Origin of the sequence: Sporomusa rhizae (assembly GCF_041428845.1) — a bacterium.
GTDB lineage: Bacteria > Bacillota > Negativicutes > Sporomusales > Sporomusaceae > Sporomusa > Sporomusa rhizae.
Window position 1 is genome coordinate 608,459 of the sequence record NZ_CP156925.1, and the last position, 16,587, is coordinate 625,045.

A 16,587-nucleotide genomic window follows, 5' to 3' on the forward strand; every position below is an offset into this window, starting at 1 on the left:
TAATTAGCGCAAGCTGAATTTGAAAGAGTGTTAAAAACAAAAGACCAGAACTATCCGATTTTTTATTCTCATTGCCATGAAACTTGTTCACTACTAAAAAATATGCCCCCGTACATAGGCAACATGCCTTATGTATGGGGGCATATTGTAGTTATTGGGCCATTTTTCGACACTCTGCTGCACATGCTTTTGCAAGTATTGGCGCATTCTTGGCAATGAGGGTCTTTGAACTGAGCGCATCACTGGCGCACGTATCGCGAATGGTTGCGCAGAGAGAACATAGCTATTTGGCATGATGGCTGCCGCGAGCCATATATTGTGCAGACATGGCGCAAATGTCAATACAGTCACGGAGCATATTGATGCAGTGTGTTCTTGCCTTAACATCGGCTTATTATTTTTTCCAGGCCAAACTAAAAGTATTGACAATAAGAAAATTTAGGTTCATAGTATATACTATACAGGGGTATAGTACAAAAAATAAAATATATTTATTATTTATATTTTATAGTTAAGATTATCGAGCTGAAAAGTATGAACAACGGGAATCAAACACATGTAGAGACTGCGGCATTGAGACTGAAACGCTTCAACCCTTATAACGAGTAAACGGGACTAAGCAATCACTTTATGAGGGGAGGTGATGAAAGTGAGTCATATAGTTTTAAAAATAGAGGGTATGTCCTGCGGTCATTGCAAAATGGCTGTTGAAAAAGCACTTCAGGCTGTTCCGGGAGTAGTAAGCGCCAGTGTCGATTTAGAAAGGAAAGAAGCGCTTGTAGAGGGCAACGCTGATCGGGATGCACTAGCGAAGGCCGTAGAGGATGCTGGCTTTGATTGTGAATGAAATAGACAGAGAAGCCTATAATAAGGAAATTATACAGCTTGGCGAGAGGGTATGTATAAAATGTAGAAGAACCCAGTGGATGCACTGGGTTCTTCTACATTTTATATCAGAGTATGTTTCTAAATTTCTATACTGCAGACGCTACTGTACTATACATACCGGGGAATGGGACAGTGTTTACAGATCAGTATTGTCCTGTCCTTTCGAGATAATCTTCCATTTTCATAAGACGGCCTTCATTTAATTCTTTGTTCCGCTTGCTAACAAGCGCAGTAATTGTTTCCATATTCATTATGAAACTTGTGTATGAGTTGAAGAAGCTTACGTTATCTATGCTATTGACGATAACTTTTTCCGCTCCCTGCGCGATAGGTGCCGTGTAGCTGTCTGTCATAGCGATAACTTTGCAGCCGGCATCCTTTGCCATCTCGACGGCAAAAATAGCATCGCTGGAATATCGCTTAAAAGAAATCGCAATCATTACATCCTCAGCGTCCAAATCAATCAGACAATCCACTAACGGCTGCTGGTTACCGATGACTAAGACTCCCGGACGGATGCAGGATAGCATAATGCCAAACGAAAACGCAAATCCATAACAAGTGCGGAACCCTACAATGTATACTCGCTTCGCTTTGGAGATTATCTCTGCCGACTCAATAAATGTAGCGTTTGATTCATTTGAGATATCCTTTTTGATATTTGCCAAAGTATTTTGTCTTACTGCAAGTATCAGTTCAGAATCTGTAAGATTCTCATACTGCTTGATTTTTTCATAAGGTATTTCCAGCGGGATACAATCAGGCTCCCGTTCTGCTTGCTCTCGCTGAAAGGCTTTTTTGAATGTGGTAAAATTGTCAAAACCAAGTTTTTTGGAAAGACGTATTACGGTAGAAGCGCTTACACCAAGCCTTTCTGCAATTTCGTTGGATGTAAGAAAGCAAGCTTGTTTTTTGTTCTTAAGTATAAAGTCCAAAACCGTTTTATCATTACTGGAAAGCTCTGTTTTACAGGCTCGTTGTTCTATTGTTTCCACCTACGCTCACCCTTTCCTCATGGTCTCAAATGTATTGTACGTGCTAATTAAAACGTATGTCAATAACGTACGGGGGATTGACAATAGCTTGGGGTGAAGATAAAATGATTTTAAATAATCGTATTGGAGATAAAAATGATTATTTAAAATCGAAAAATAAGAGAGTGTCTATGCGGAACATGACAGATTTCAAGCCGTTTCCGCAGTTCTCTGTATGGGATATATATTGGTATCTAGTAAAGAAGGGAGCATGTAATCATGAACTCAGTTTACCTAAAAAAAGAGGACTGTTGCGGTTGCAGTGCTTGCTATAACGTCTGTGCTAAACAAGCCATTACCATGAAGCCGGACGAGGAAGGTTTTTTATACCCAGAAATTGATCAAGGGAATTGTGTTGATTGTGGCAAATGTACCGACATCTGTCCGTTGACAAGTAAAGGTAACTACAAAGAAACCGGTATACCCCGTTTTTACGTTGCGCGTCATAAAGCGGAGGAGGTTTTGCGGCAATCTACATCCGGTGGCGCATTTACTGCTATTTCCAATCTTATTCTTCGGCAGAACGGTGTTATTTATGGCGCGGATTATGATGAAGATTTTCATGTCCTTCATCAACGGGCGGAAACCGCCGGACAGCGGGACCGAATGAGGATATCTAAATATGTGCAAAGCGATATGCGGGACATCTTTACTCAAATTAAGGCCGACCTGCAAGAGGGTCGCAAGGTACTTTTCACCGGAACCCCTTGTCAAGCTGCCGGACTGCGTGGATTTATGGCTAAATCCCGACTTACGGACAGGCTGTATATTTGCGATTTGATTTGTCATAGTATTCCAAGCCCACTAATCTGGGAGGAGTATAAACGGTTACTTGAACGGGAAAATGGTGGAAAGCTTGTCAATGTACAATTTCGCTCGAAGAAACATGGCTGGAGTCGTGCCAACAGCAATAAGGGGTTTCTCTTTTCTACAGAAAGAAATCCGGATATATTACAAGAGGATGATCGGTTTTATCATTTATTCTTTACAGTAGGTGCCATCACTCGCCCGTCCTGTTCCCAATGCCGATTTACGGATATTCATCGTGCTTCTGATTTGACTATCGCAGATTATTGGGGAATAGAGAAATATAGCCCTGATTGGTTTGACCCTTTGGGAGTCTCCGTTATTTTGGTGAACTCGCCCAAAGGCGCAGACCTTTTTGATCAATGCCGACAAGAGCTGCTGGCAGAAGAACGTCCAAAGGAAGAATCGCTTAATGAACAGCGGCGCCTGAGTGAATCATCCCAATTTCCTAAGAATCGCAGCCTCTTTTGGGAGGATTACAGACATTTTGGGTTTGAATATGTTATTAGGAAAACAGAATAAAAAATTACGCATGAGCTTTGCAACTGATAAAACAAAATGAGGACACCTGTAAATCAATCAGGTGTCCTCATTTTGTTAGTTCAATTACAGCGTCATGTTAGAGTTATTTCATTTCAGCCGTTAAGAACCCGAACTGCGAAATTATAAATGCGGCAACTATAAAAGAGAGAACCCAACCTTTCCACGGACTGATAAAATGCACTCGGATGATATAGAACATAGCTATGTCAAAGATAACTGAATGTGCCCAAGACCAGCTGTTTGTATAGAATATCCCATTAAAGACATAGTGGTCAATAAATTCTAGTGTCCCGAAAATGACTACCCAAAGAACCAGGTAGACTCTTTGCCGTAATACACCATGCGCTGGAAACAAAGATAAATATATTAGGACAGCTGAGGGAAGGTTTATATATGTGTTAACAAATTCAACAATAGTTCCCGTTGTAACAACGAAGTCTTTTGAGTAATTCCAAAGTGAATGGTGGTAAGAGAGGTAACCGGCACTTAGATTGACCGCCATCACAAAAAGAATAGTGGGATAATACCTCTGCCAGTTTTTCCAATCACCGAGACGCCATGCCGCTATCATAAAAATACAAACCACTACAATCCGGAAGCATAATAGTTCCAACATCATCGCCGTCCCTATTAATCTATTTTATTTATAAATATAGTCCATTCCCTTACCAATAATAACCATAGAATAAAAAATATATAGAATAAAATAGAATTAGCTATGAGTTTTATTGTTATGTTAATGTTGTCTAGCGTCAAGTCCGTATAAAACGGTAATGGCTCTTGCCAACTGCTGTTAGGAGCCATTTTTGATGCCTATATTTTTTAAAGCAGAGCTTCAGATAGTAGTTTTAGGATCAAGGAAAATTGTTACTCTAAGCCATAATGTCAAACGATAAAAAGGTGCTTGACTTTGAGTTTACTCTAAGATGTATGCTTAAATTACCATCACACCGTAGAGAATACGGACGGAAAATAGGATAAAAAGGAGTTTTAAAAGAAAAATGCTATTTGCTTTGTTAATAATATGCCTTGCTCTGTTATCTCTTAGTATAGGTCTTTATCTACAGCGGCCTAAGTTTGGAATTTTGCCGGAAGGTGTCCGCCTTAAAAGAATCAAAAGTTCACCTAATTACGTTGACGGGCAATTTCAGAATTTAATTACCACTCCTAAATTAATTAAAGATAGCAGTTCTGCTTCTGTGCTGTGGAAATTTCTTTTTAGCAAAAAAGAACGGTTAGTACCAATAGATTCTATTCCTACAGTAAAAACAGACCTGATGACCTTGGACAAAGGTAAGGACATAGTTATTTGGCTTGGTCATTCTTCGTACTTTATGCAACTTGGAGGCAAAAGGGTTCTGATTGATCCAGTATTTAGTTCTTTTGCAGCACCTGTTTCTTTCGTAAACAAGGCTTTTGAAGGAACGTATCAATACACGGCGGAAGATATGCCGGAAATTGATTATTTGCTTATTTCTCATGATCATTGGGATCACTTAGATTATCCCACGGTTACTGCTTTGAGACCAAAAATCAAAAATGTGATCTGCGGTTTAGGAGTAGGAGCATATTTTGAACAGTGGGGATTCGAAAAAAATCTTATACATGAGGCTGACTGGTTTACAAAATTAGAATTTGAAAAAGACTTTATCGTCCACGTATTGCCGGCGCGCCATTTTTCTGGCCGCTTACTAAGACCCAATAAGACTCTGTGGATTTCATTTGCGATGGTAACCCCCAAGCGGCGCATATTCTTCAGTGGTGACGGTGGATATGGGCCACATTTCAAGAATATTGGTGAAACGTTAAATGGTTTTGATCTTGTAATTATGGAGAACGGACAGTATAACAAAAGGTGGCCATATATACACATGATGCCGGAAGAAATGGCACAGGCTGCTGAAGAATTAAAAGCCAAGGCCTTATTGCCAGGACATTCAGGCAAGTTCGCACTCGCCAATCATTCTTGGGATGAACCGCTCAAACGTATAACTGATGCTAGTCAGAATAAGAACTACAAACTTCTTACTCCAATGATCGGGGAACCAGTAGAACTTGAAAATCAGCAACAAATCTTTTCCCGCTGGTGGGAAAGGGTTAAATAAATAGTGGGCCTTTTATCATGAATGCACGTAGAACAATGTCCTTGATCCTCAGCAGGAGGAATCAAGGACATTGCTATTATAGTAATATTTATATTGAATAAGCTTCTTTCTTCTTTTTCTTCCAATTTAATTTAATTACCAGCCATTCTACAACAACAAATAATACTGGGATGAGGAAGATGCCAAAAGCTGTAGCAATCGTCATGCCGCCGACCACCGCGGTTCCCATTGCTTGTCTTGCACCGGCACCGGCACCGCTGGCAATCGCTAGTGGCAGGCAACCGATAATAAAGGCAAAAGAAGTCATCAGTATTGGCCGAAGCCTTAGGGCTGCGGCTTCGACTGCAGCTTTAGCCGGGTCCATGCCTTTGTCTACTCTGACTTTGGCAAACTCAACGATTAGAATTGCATTTTTAGCAGCTAAACCGATCAGCATGATTACTCCAATCTGCATATAAACACTGTTTTGCAGATTCATAGCATACTGCGACAAAAATGCCCCGAAAATGCCGGTTGGCACCGAAAGCATGACGGCATAGGGAATGCTCCAACTCTCATATAGGGCTGCCAGGCATAAAAAGACAAATACCAGTGATAGGGCCAAAATCTGCATGGTTGTACTGCTTGCCTTTTTTTCCTGCCGGCTTTGTCCTGACCATTCTATGTTAAACCCGGTCGGCAGTGTTTCTTTAGCTAACTTTTCCATAGCAGCAATGGCTTGCCCAGAACTGTATCCTTCGCCTACAGAGCCGTTGATTTGAATGCTGCGCGCAGCGTTGAACCGCGAGATACTGGACGGACCGGTAGTTAGCTTGGGTTTTAATAAGGTATTCAGCGGAATCATAGAACCATTTGCGGATCGGACATAGATAAAACGCGTCATGTCGGCTTCGTGGCGGAATAGGGTATCAGCCTGCATAACCACTTTATAGGTACGGTTAAACATATTGAAATCATTCACCTGGAAACCACCGAAATTGACTTGCAAAGCTGTGAATACATCATTTAATGAAATACCAAGCGTTTTTACTTTCTCCCGGTCAACTTCAAAATCATAACCGGGAGAATCACTTTTATAGGTAGAGTATACGGCAGTTACTTCCGGGTGCTGATTGGCAGCGGACACAAATTTTTTCGTAATTTCATCCAGCTCTTCCTTGCTGTGACCGGACATATCCTGCAATACCATTGTAAAACCGCCGACCATACCCAGGCCGGGTAATGAAGGCATGTTGAAGGCCATGATGGAAGCTTCCGGGAAGAGATCGGCTTTATTCTGAACCTGACCGATAAGAGAATCAATTTGCGCCGCGGGATCTTTTCGCTTGCTCCATGGCTCAAGTCCGACAAAAATGGCAGCCGTGTTAGGTTTAGCTCCGTTGGACAAAATGTCAAAACCAACGACGGAAATAGCCTGATTGACCCCAGGAAGTTCTTTAATTTCTTTATCCAGCCGGTCAACTACTGCTTGTGTCCGGTTCATGCTTGCACCTTCCGGCAGAGTGACAGCTGTCACAAAAAAGCCTTGGTCTTCATCTGGTACGAAGGTTGTTGGAACAACTTTGAATAAGTATACCGTCCCCACTAAAATAATCAACAAGAAAATGCAACAATATTTTGCTTTGGAGATTAATGATTGTATCGTTTGGCTATAAGTACTGGTAGTGCGGTCAAACCAGTCATTAAAACGATCAAAGAATCTGCCCAACCTACTGTTCTTTGTTTGTTTTTCATAGGGCTTTAATAACAAGGCGCACAGTGCCGGGGTTAGGGACAAGGCAACAAATGCAGATAAAGCCATCGATACTGCGATGGTTAAGGCGAACTGACGATAGAGCACACCTACCATATCGCCGATAAAAGCGACCGGGACAAACACGGCGGCTAATACAAACGCGATGGCAATAACCGGACCTGATACCTCAGACATGGCTCGCTTGGTGGCTTCGACGGGTGTTAATTTGCTGTAGCGAATATGGTGCTCAACTGCTTCGATAACGACAATGGCATCATCGACCACCAAGCCGATTGCCAGTACCATCGCAAACAAGGTCAGGGTGTTAATCGAAAATCCAAGCAGCACGAAGGCGCCAAACGTACCAATTAGTGATACGGGAACGGCCAGCATCGGAATCAGTGTTGCCCGCCAGCTTTGTAAAAAAATAAAAACAATAAGCATAACGAGAGCCATCGCTTCCAAAAAGGTTTTAATTACCTCTTTCATGGATTCTGAAATAAAATTCGTGTTATCAAAAACAGCTTTATATTTCATATCCGGCGGAAAATTTGCTGCTGCTGCCGCTACTGCCTCATTTACGCCTTTCATAGTATTCATAGCGTTGGCATCACTGGTTAATTGAATACCCACGGCCATCGCGTTAGCCCCATCCTGCTTTGTGGAGTAATTTAATTCTTTCCCGGCAGTCTCGACACGAGCAATATCTTTCAGGTAAATAAAAGCGCCGTTTGGTTGGGCTTTTACAACAATATTCTCAAAATCGGCTACACTTGTTAAACGCCCCTGTACTTTTGCCGTATATTGAAATTCCTGGTTTTTGGGTACAGGCATGGCGCCGATTATGCCTGCTGGTGCCTGTATATTCTGTTCTCTGACAGCTTGAACCACGTCACTAACGGTTAAGCCTTGTTCTGCCATGCGGTCCGGATTAATCCAGATACGCCGAGAGGGTTCTGTTCCCAGGACCATGACATCACCGACACCATTAACCCTTTTAATGGCATCTTTTAGATAAACATTAAAATAGTTTGTTAAAAACATGCTGTCATAGGTTCCTTTAGGGGAGTAGAAACTTAGTAAAGCAACCATATCAGAAGATGCTTTCCTTGTCGTAACACCAGCTGCGGTTACCTCGGAAGGTAATGACGCATTGGCTTGCGCAATACTGTTTTGCACCTTAACGGCAGCAATATCACCATCGACTCCCAGATCAAAAACCACTTCCAAACTGTAAGCACCGGAATCGTCGGAATTTGAACTCATGTAGTTCATTCCTTGTACCCCGTTAACCTGCTCTTCTAAAACCTGGGCTACCGTCTGGTTGATTACTTCGGCGTTTGCTCCAGTATACGCTGCCGATACCGATACTGTAGGAGGCTGGATTTGCGGATACTGGGCGATAGGCAGAGAAAGTCCGGCAATAGTTCCTGCTACTAAAATCATGATGGAAATTACAATTGCAAAAATGGGACGCTCGATAAAAAATCTTGCCATGTTGATTATACCTCCTACGAGTTAATAGAAAGCCCTAACTCTTCCGGAGTAACGATGGTCACCTCAAGCGCCATATCCTCCTGAACTTTTGCCAGTCCTTCTACAACAACAGTATCATTTACAGTCAGCCCTTCCTTTATAAGGTAATAACTGCCTATTTTTTCGCCGAGGATTACTGGGCGGGGCTCTGCTTTATTGTCGGCGCTGACAACTGTGACAAGTGATTTATCCAATACCTGCTGTACAGCTCGCGCTGGAACTAAAATGGCATTTTTTATGGGTATGCCGGGAATTTTAATCCTAGCGAACATACCAGGGATTAAAATTCCATCCGGGTTAGAAAAAGCAGCTTTTAACGTCAGGGTGCCGCTATTATTGGCCAAGCCTCTGTCTGCTTGCGTGACTTTGCCGCTTAACGGGTAGACGGTACCATTGCTTAAGGTAATGGTTACATTTTCACCCCAGCCGCTGTTGGTAATGTTGTTTTGCGAAATTTGTCTAAGATTCAAGTATTCGTTTTCACTCATATTAAATTGCACAAATACCGGATCCAGACCGCCAACGGTGACTAAGGTGGTACTACCGGCCTGGGCATAGGTTCCTACACTGACGTCATTTACATCAATTCGTCCGCTGATGGGAGAAACAACCAGAGTGCTGTTCACATCATCCTGCGCTCTTCTTACTAATGCACGGTAAGAAGATACTAAAGCCTCATTTTGCCGCTCGGTAGCTTTCTGGGTAGTCACCCTCTGTTCCGTGATGGCGTTAGCGTTTAGCAGGTTTTGATATCGCTGAGTATCGATACGTGAATTTTCCAAGTTTACTTCGGCTTGCGCCAATTGCGCCTCGGCAGAAAGCAATGCGCTTTCGTATTGGGTGTTGTCAATTCGAAATAGCGGCTGGCCCGCTTTGACGATATCACCGCCGGAAACCATTTTTTCAACAATATTGCCGGACACGCGTGCCTGAATTCTTACTTCGCTTTTCGCCTGTACCTGGCCCGCATATTCATTGGCAAGAGTTACATTCTGCTGTATGACCTTTACCGCCTTGACCGGTACTGCTTTTGTCTGTGCCGTTTCTTTTGTGTTGCCGCACCCTGCAAGGATAAAAATGAACAGGATAGCCCATAAACTTGCATAGCAGCGTTTCATACCTTTTACTGAAAGCACGATTTACAACCTCCTAATTGTAACGGAATGTGTTCTTATTTTTGCATTTCGGATTGTTGCACCACTTCTTGTGAGTTGATATCCGGCTAGGTGACGTTCTAGAAAATCGCACCAGATATCAGTATTTCAGCCATAGTGAAATACATAGTTCATTACTTACCCTGGGTACCGTCCGCCGTGACAGTTCCCATCGCCTGCGCTAATTGTACGCTGTATTTGCTGCAGTCATAGCGGGCGTTGGTGTAGTTGAGCTTAGCCTCGGTAAGCGCAACCTGCGAGTCGATGACATCCAGGTTGTCACCGACGCCCGCCTGGTAACGGACCTGGGCAATCGCATAATCTTCTTCCGCTTTGGCGACAACCTGAGACGCAATATCTACAGCCGTACGGGCATTATGCAGATTGAAATAAGCTTCTTTGGTTTCTAATGTAACTTGTTCAATTTTTTGCTGAATGAGCTCGTTGTTTCTTGTGAGTTCCCATTCGGCTTGCTTGATTCTGGCGTTGGTTTTACTGCCGTCAAATAAGTTGAATGACACGGATATCTGGGCAGACCACGGATCAACGGAGGATTCCTGGTTTTGCCATTCTTTTATAAGTGACAGGCTTACCGTGGGTGAGTGACCGCTTTTGGCTATTTGAATGCCCTGCTGGGCGGCTTTTTCTTCCTGGTAGGTTTGTTTGAGGTCAGTTCGGTTGGCTAATGCGGTTTGGACGGCCTGGGCTATGGAGCCGTCATAAGCTGATATTTCTCCACTGTCAGCTAAGGCAATATCCTGATTATCGGGAAGTCCTAACAGGGTAATAAACCGGCTGTTGGCCAGCTTATAGGCATTTTGGGCGCTACTGTGGTTTTGTTTTGCCTGGGCTAGCTCGACTTCGGTCCGAAGCACATCGCTTTTGATGGAAACTCCTTCGGCGTATTGTGCTTTAACGACAGATAAATGTTGGGTCAAGCGCTGAACCGCCTCATCAGCCAGGGCCACATTTTTTTCGGCCTGCAGGATATTGTAATAGGTCAGATATGTATTGGTGATGACTTGCTGTTTGGTATACGCAAGATTATACTGTGCGCCGGTATAAAGCTCTTTGGCTTGGGCGACAAGGCCTTCATTGAGACCGCCGCTGTATAAGGTCGTCCTTGCTTCTAATGATGTAGAGCGGGAATTGGACGGTGAAGCAGCGGTACCTGGGTGATTTTGGGTTTGGCGGTGATTGGCGCTGAGGGTAGGCAGATTGGTAGATTGGTTATCTTTGATTAGCCAAGATCTTCTAGCTGTTTCTGCCTCGGTGGCTTTTACCGCCGGACTATGCGCGAGTGCCAGGCGGACACTGTCTGCTATCGTCAACTGAGCCGGCTGGGCATACGTTAGGATTGGCATGCCGCAAATGAGGGCCATGCCACATAAAATCAAAGTTTTGTTCAAGTTCATGATTCATCCTTTCTATGTAATAAAATGATTACCATACTGACTTTGGTCAGTTATTGAACAAAAAAAGATGCGCAGTTCCTACGCAACTCTACAGTTGAGCAATGGATAATTCGAGTATTCCTTCCTCGATCCCCAGGATTCGTTCCAATATCGATTCGGCAACGTTTATTTTGTTTACTAAAACTTCGGAAGACTCTTTGTAGTAAGCAGCTTCCCACAAGCAATCTAGCGTACTCCAGAAAAAAGCAATGGTTTCGTTTATGAAATCCACATGCATGGTTCCTTCCTGATTTCCTTGCTGAATCATGTCAGCAAGCAACGGGTTAAAGACATTTTCCGCCTGCTGTTGCCAGAGTTTACAAAGTAAGTTAAATTGATTCTCCGCCAATAGTCTGTCAAAAAGAGTATCAAGTTGACTGGGAAGGAACAACTGTGCAATAAAAAACTGCAGTTTGTTTAATGCGGAGAAAAGACGACTTTCCAATTTGAAGGAAGTGGCCAGTTCAGAGGCCCAGCGGGTGCAAATTGCTTCCAAAACGGCATCCTTAGTGGGAAAGTAGTAGAAGAAGGTTCCTTTGGCTACGCCGGCCTTTTTTACAATGTCAATAATCATTGTTTTTTCGTAGCCGTCTGAACTAAATAGCTCCAAGGCCACATCAATTAACTCTGTCCGCCGTACTTCAGGATCTTTTCTGATTCTCGTAATGCTAATCACCTCTTAGCCAGTAATTCCGTTCCTCCTGTCAAAGCGATGCGGAAAAAGTATAGTAACAGCATTGTAACTGACCTAGGTCAATATAATTTTATAAAAAATGGTATTACATTGTCAAGAGAAAAGATAAGTAATGGTTTGTCATTTCACCCACCCTTTATATTTGCCATTCTCTAAAATTTGGATATTATTCCAAAAAAAGTTCAAAAGCCACAACCATATGATGGTTCCGGCATTTTACTGATAGATTCATTTTTAACAGTGACGTTATTTCAAATTGTTTCATCCTAAAATTTTCGTAAAGTAAAAAAGCTCTTGACTTTGAGTTAACTCAAAGTGATAACCTGTGACCGAAGACAAATCCAATGTCTGGACTTGAGACACTGGCAAAGATGCACAGCGATTTTACAGCAAAGGATTTACAAGTAGCGTTTTGGCTGAAAAAGATTGGCGTAAATAAGCTGATTCGAGTGAAAATGACAAAGCCTATAAAAAAATAAAAAGGAGAAATTCAAATGAACGATGTAAGCAATAGTGTAGTTTTTCCCCAAGGAAACAAAATGCCGGAACCGTTCAATAAATACTTTATCGGGCAGGCATATCTTGACATGCTAGTGTCTGGCGACAAGGAATTCAACTGCCCAATAGGCAACGTAACGTTTGAGCCGGGCTGCCGCAATAACTGGCATAAGCATCCGGGGGGACAGATTCTCTTAGTCACAGGTGGCAGAGGCTGGTATCAGGAAGAAGGAAAACCGGCGCGCGAGCTCAAGTCAGGTGACGTTGTAAAGATTCCGGCAAACGTAAAACATTGGCACGGAGCGGCGAAAGACAGTTGGTTCGTACATCTTTCCGTTGAAACAAATAGCCAGGCAGGTCCGGCAGAATGGTTGGAACCTGTTGCCGATGATGTGTATAACAAATTAAAATAAATCATCGCTATTTTTGTCTGAAATAGTACAGGCCTAAAACTCAGTCAAAGCACCCATTTGCCAGGAAATTAACCGGCGCTGTTAATATTCTATGTTGAACTTTTGCATTCGCCGGTAAAGAGTTGTACGGTTGATTCCTAATATTTCTGCGGCAGTGGTATGGTTTCCGTTAGCATCCTTCAGTGCTTTCATTAGTTCTTTGATTAATCGTTCTTCTTTAGGAGAACGTGAAGGCATCCTTTGCTGTTCGGGTTTAATCATACCTGCCAACAGGGCTTGGTTTATCACATCTGTTTTCGCCGTTGCCGCAATTCTTTCCATAAGATTGCGGCATTCGCGAATATTGCCCGGCCAAGAGTATTTTAAAAGCGATTGCCTTGCATCTGTTGTTAATTTGAAAGTCTTACCCGTATTTGCCGCAAATTCTTGTAAAAAAGTTTCGGCAAATAAACAAATATCCTGTATTCTTTCTCTGAGAGGAGGAAGTTCCAGCCTTAAAACGTTAAGCCGATAATACAAATCAGCCCGAAATTTATGTTCATTTACTAATTCTTCTAAGTCCTTATTGGTGGCGGCGATTATGCGTACATCAACAGGAGTTACTTTATAACTCCCTAACCGTACCACCGTCTTTTCCTGCAGAACGCGTAACAGGCGCCCTTGATTAACAAAATCCATCTCGGCCAGTTCATCCAAAAAAATTGTTCCGCCATGGGCAACTTCAAACAGTCCGGGTTTACCTTCTGCACTGGCACCGGTAAAAGCGCCCTTTACATAGCCGAATAATTCGCTTTCCAAAAGCTGTGCCGGCAAAGACGCACAATTTATAGCGACAAAGGGTCCTTTGGCCCGGCTGCTGTCATTATGGATACTTTGCGCAAATATTTCCTTGCCTGTTCCTGTTTCACCAAGAATTAATATGTTGGAATTGGTGGCTGCAAAATCTTTGGCAGCTTCAATTGTATTCAGTATCGCCGGACTTTTCCCGACGATATTTTCAAAATGAAATTTCGCCACATGACCACGCGCGTAAATTTCTTTACGTATCATAGCTTCCATTTGCTGGATTTTTTGAATTTCCTGCAAAGTAATAACGGCTCCATACGATTTATTACTAATTATAATAAGTACGCTGTTAACCATTACTTTATTGCCGCTTACATCAATAATGCTGTGAGCGGCAGCTTTTTTTTTCTGACCGGTTTGCAAAGTAAGCTGGGGCAGAATTTTTTTTATGGGTTGTCCAAGAGCATTGGTTTTATTAACTTTAACGAGTTTTTCTGCAATTGGGTTAAAAGCGGTAATGTTTTGGTCCATATCAATCGTGAGTATACCCTGGTTGGTATGATCCAAAATGGTATTTAAGAAGCCGCGTTTTGCTGCTTCGTTCTCCAACGCGATTTGAATTTGTACTGCTTCTTGTGCTGCTTGTAAGATGCTTTCTTTGCCAATCTTTAATAAAGCGCAGGGAATGTTGTGCCGTTTGGCGGCTGTGATAGCTAAAACCCCTCCTAAAATTACTTCGGCTCCATTAGCTACGGCCTCTAAGATAGGTTCTTCATAGTTTTGGCCTGCATTGGTGGAATAGTGATGTATTTCAACCCCTAATTCCTTGGCAAGAAAATCGATACCCAGCACCATGGTTGCATGTGCCACGACCGCAATTTTTTTTCCTTGCATCTTCGCTTCATTTATGGCGCGAATAATATCAAAACTGGTGATGGGAATGGTTACAACATTTACGCCTAAATTCGCTTGTTTTATAAAGGTTCCGGTTACTTGCCTGGCGGCGATAATCTCAATTCCTTGGGCAATATACTGTTTCACAAGCGGGATTGCCGTCCTTGGATTAACCAGAACTACTTCGATCTGTGGGTAATCGGGTGCAAGAATTTCTTTGGTGTACGGTACAAAATCTTCGTGAGGAATCAAAAATAGAATTTTTTTCATATGCATCGCTCCGCAACATTACGCAACAATTTGCAAATATTTTTGCAACAAGTATAGCAAAAAAGATAGGACTATTCAATGCTTTTAGTATTTTCAAATTCTTATATTGCTTACTTAACATCGAGAAAGTCTACGTTGTGGCCCATTTTATTTCATTATTTTAGCTGTTGTTCGGGTTTGGCATGGATATTGCTTTATAGAGAGATGTAAAAAATGAGAGGAATATAAATCGAAGAGGAGGGGGCATTTTCAATCAAATAAAATTTGCTTATTGCTGAAGAGCTAAGGCGGAACACCAAAAAATCATATAGGAGGATTGTATGGAGACTGCGACTGTTACCCAAGAAAATTTCTCACTGGAAAAGTTCAGAAAAAGTTATGGTTTATTAATAGCTATTATTCTTGCTGTTGCCGTGTGGTTTATGGGGACTCCTCAGGGACTGACGGTACAAGGGCATAAAACACTTGTTTTGTTTACCTTTATATTTGTTCTCTATTTAACAGAATCGGTACCCCTTCCGATAACCAGCCTTGCGGTAGTTCCATTAGCGGTATTGGGGGGAGTCGTAAAGACTTCGGTTGCTTTAGAGAGTTTTGCGTCCACATCGGTGTATTTAATGGTTGGTGCATTTATTTTAGCCAATGCAATGACTAAGTCGGGACTTGCCGATCGCTTGACCTACGTCATTATGAATTACATTGGTACAAGTACCAAGGCCATAAGCTTAGGAATTGTTTTGGTAAATATAGTTATGGCTTTTTTAGTTCCTTCATCACTTGCCAGAACAGCTATTCTTATTCCTGTATGTATGGGAATTTTCCATGTTTTTGGACAAAAAGGCAGAACGAACTTTTCGACGAGTTTATTACTGATTCTAACCATGACAAATGCGACTATGGGAGCTGGGATACTTACTGCTACAGTACCAAATCCCATTGCTGTCGATTATCTGGCAAAAGTTGGACAAACAGTTAGCTATGGTAGTTGGTTTGTGTATGGTTTTCCTCCGGCATTATTGATGACTTTTTTCGCCTGGTGGTTCATTCTTAAGGTATTTCCACCGGAAATTAAGGAACTTCCCAATGGTGATGAATACGTAAAACAAAAACTGGCTGAAATGGGGCCAGTGACTTCAGTGGAAAAACGCGCTATGGTAGTTTTCGCTGTAGTCGTTATCCTGTGGGCAACAGGTGGCTGGACCAAAATTGATCCGACAATTGCTGCTTTAGCGGGTATTCTTCTCTTTTTCCTTCCCAAATTTGGCTTTATGACTTGGTCGGATGTAAACAAAAATATGTCATGGCAGCTGATATTTGTAGCTGGTGGTGGCATTGGTCTAGGTAATATTTTAATGGTAACAGGGGCTGCCAAATGGTTTGCCACTACCATTTTTGCCATGCTGGGTTTGGCTGGTACATCCGTTTTATTTATGCTAATTGTGATTATGTTTATTATTCAGTACATGCATTTGCTATTTGTTGGTACAACCGCTATGGCAACTTCATTTATCCCTATTGTGATGGCTATGGCTGAAACGGCTGGGGTTAATCCTATGATATTTACATTACCTGCTGTAATGATTATTGGAGGATATCCGTTACTGATGTTTTATGGTACAACGCCTAACATTGCCGTGTATAGTACCGGTTTGCTGAAAGTAGAGGATTTCCCGAAAGTGGGTTTTGTAATTTGTTTTGTTGCGGTCATTGTGTATGCTTTGTGCGCAACTACTTACTGGCACTGGCTAGGATTATTTTAAAAACTTTTTTTAGATA

General features: G+C 42.2%; 12 protein-coding genes. 5 read left to right on the forward strand and 7 right to left on the reverse strand.

Annotation, left to right across the window (positions count from 1 at the left end):
- Positions 1 to 643: 643 nt before the first annotated feature.
- Positions 644 to 847, forward strand: coding sequence for a heavy-metal-associated domain-containing protein (locus tag SRRS_RS02795; protein ID WP_371366027.1), 204 nt, complete (start codon positions 644 to 646; stop codon positions 845 to 847).
- Positions 848 to 1,031: 184 nt separating this feature from the next.
- Here SRRS_RS02795 and SRRS_RS02800 read toward each other — a convergent pair whose 3' ends face one another.
- The gene (locus tag SRRS_RS02800) at positions 1,032 to 1,883 is read right to left on the reverse strand and encodes a MurR/RpiR family transcriptional regulator (RefSeq protein ID WP_371366029.1); all 852 of its coding nucleotides are present in this window, start codon (positions 1,881 to 1,883) and stop codon (positions 1,032 to 1,034) included.
- A 258-nt stretch (positions 1,884 to 2,141) separates the two neighbouring features.
- Between SRRS_RS02800 and SRRS_RS02805 the strand changes: the two genes are divergently transcribed.
- Positions 2,142 to 3,251, forward strand: coding sequence for a Coenzyme F420 hydrogenase/dehydrogenase, beta subunit C-terminal domain (locus SRRS_RS02805; RefSeq protein ID WP_371366031.1), 1,110 nt, complete (start codon positions 2,142 to 2,144; stop codon positions 3,249 to 3,251).
- A 103-nt stretch (positions 3,252 to 3,354) separates the two neighbouring features.
- On the opposite strand, the gene SRRS_RS02810 is transcribed toward SRRS_RS02805, so the two are convergent.
- Positions 3,355 to 3,891 (reverse strand): CBO0543 family protein, encoded by a 537-nt coding sequence (locus SRRS_RS02810; protein ID WP_371366033.1) that lies wholly within the window; start codon positions 3,889 to 3,891, stop codon positions 3,355 to 3,357.
- 382 nt (positions 3,892 to 4,273) lie between these two features.
- Between SRRS_RS02810 and SRRS_RS02815 the strand changes: the two genes are divergently transcribed.
- Positions 4,274 to 5,377, forward strand: a complete 1,104-nt coding sequence (locus tag SRRS_RS02815) for an MBL fold metallo-hydrolase (RefSeq protein ID WP_371366035.1) — start codon at positions 4,274 to 4,276, stop codon at positions 5,375 to 5,377.
- Between the two features lie 88 nt (positions 5,378 to 5,465).
- On the opposite strand, the gene SRRS_RS02820 is transcribed toward SRRS_RS02815, so the two are convergent.
- From SRRS_RS02820 to SRRS_RS02835, 4 genes are all read right to left on the reverse strand, one after another.
- Positions 5,466 to 8,609, reverse strand: coding sequence for an efflux RND transporter permease subunit (locus tag SRRS_RS02820; protein ID WP_371366037.1), 3,144 nt, complete (start codon positions 8,607 to 8,609; stop codon positions 5,466 to 5,468).
- Between the two features lie 14 nt (positions 8,610 to 8,623).
- Positions 8,624 to 9,784 carry an efflux RND transporter periplasmic adaptor subunit gene (locus tag SRRS_RS02825; protein WP_371366039.1) on the reverse strand — a complete coding sequence of 387 codons (1,161 nt, stop codon included), beginning with the start codon at positions 9,782 to 9,784 and terminating at the stop codon, positions 8,624 to 8,626.
- Positions 9,785 to 9,936: 152 nt separating this feature from the next.
- On the reverse strand, positions 9,937 to 11,217 hold the full coding sequence (locus SRRS_RS02830; protein ID WP_371366041.1) for a TolC family protein: 1,281 nt from the start codon (positions 11,215 to 11,217) through the stop codon (positions 9,937 to 9,939).
- 88 nt (positions 11,218 to 11,305) lie between these two features.
- Positions 11,306 to 11,932: a TetR/AcrR family transcriptional regulator gene (locus SRRS_RS02835; RefSeq protein ID WP_371366042.1), complete on the reverse strand. Its 627-nt coding sequence runs from the start codon at positions 11,930 to 11,932 to the stop codon at positions 11,306 to 11,308.
- Positions 11,933 to 12,444: 512 nt separating this feature from the next.
- On the opposite strand from SRRS_RS02835, the gene SRRS_RS02840 reads away from it, so the two are divergent.
- A complete protein-coding gene (locus tag SRRS_RS02840; protein ID WP_371366044.1) occupies positions 12,445 to 12,861 on the forward strand; it encodes a cupin domain-containing protein in 417 nt (138 codons plus the stop codon).
- A gap of 81 nt (positions 12,862 to 12,942) precedes the next feature.
- Here the strand turns inward: SRRS_RS02840 and SRRS_RS02845 are convergent, their stop codons facing one another.
- Positions 12,943 to 14,811: a sigma 54-interacting transcriptional regulator gene (locus SRRS_RS02845; protein WP_371366045.1), complete on the reverse strand. Its 1,869-nt coding sequence runs from the start codon at positions 14,809 to 14,811 to the stop codon at positions 12,943 to 12,945.
- Between the two features lie 320 nt (positions 14,812 to 15,131).
- Here SRRS_RS02845 and SRRS_RS02850 point away from each other — a divergent pair, with 320 nt between their 5' ends.
- Entirely contained in the window at positions 15,132 to 16,571 is a 1,440-nt protein-coding gene (locus SRRS_RS02850; protein ID WP_371366047.1) for a DASS family sodium-coupled anion symporter, read from the forward strand.
- The last annotated feature ends 16 nt before the right edge of the window (positions 16,572 to 16,587 follow it).

Bases quoted from the DNA above. Each gene is read 5' to 3' on its own strand.
- SRRS_RS02795 (WP_371366027.1), top strand. From the start codon at position 644: ATGAAAGTGAGTCATATAGTTTTAAAAATAGAGGGTATGTCCTGCGGT.
- SRRS_RS02805 (WP_371366031.1), top strand. From the start codon at position 2,142: ATGAACTCAGTTTACCTAAAAAAAGAGGACTGTTGCGGTTGCAGTGCT.
- SRRS_RS02810 (WP_371366033.1), bottom strand. From the start codon at position 3,891: ATGATGTTGGAACTATTATGCTTCCGGATTGTAGTGGTTTGTATTTTT.
- SRRS_RS02815 (WP_371366035.1), top strand. From the start codon at position 4,274: ATGCTATTTGCTTTGTTAATAATATGCCTTGCTCTGTTATCTCTTAGT.
- SRRS_RS02820 (WP_371366037.1), bottom strand. From the start codon at position 8,609: ATGGCAAGATTTTTTATCGAGCGTCCCATTTTTGCAATTGTAATTTCC.
- SRRS_RS02830 (WP_371366041.1), bottom strand. From the start codon at position 11,217: ATGAACTTGAACAAAACTTTGATTTTATGTGGCATGGCCCTCATTTGC.
- SRRS_RS02840 (WP_371366044.1), top strand. From the start codon at position 12,445: ATGAACGATGTAAGCAATAGTGTAGTTTTTCCCCAAGGAAACAAAATG.
- SRRS_RS02845 (WP_371366045.1), bottom strand. From the start codon at position 14,811: ATGAAAAAAATTCTATTTTTGATTCCTCACGAAGATTTTGTACCGTAC.
- SRRS_RS02850 (WP_371366047.1), top strand. From the start codon at position 15,132: ATGGAGACTGCGACTGTTACCCAAGAAAATTTCTCACTGGAAAAGTTC.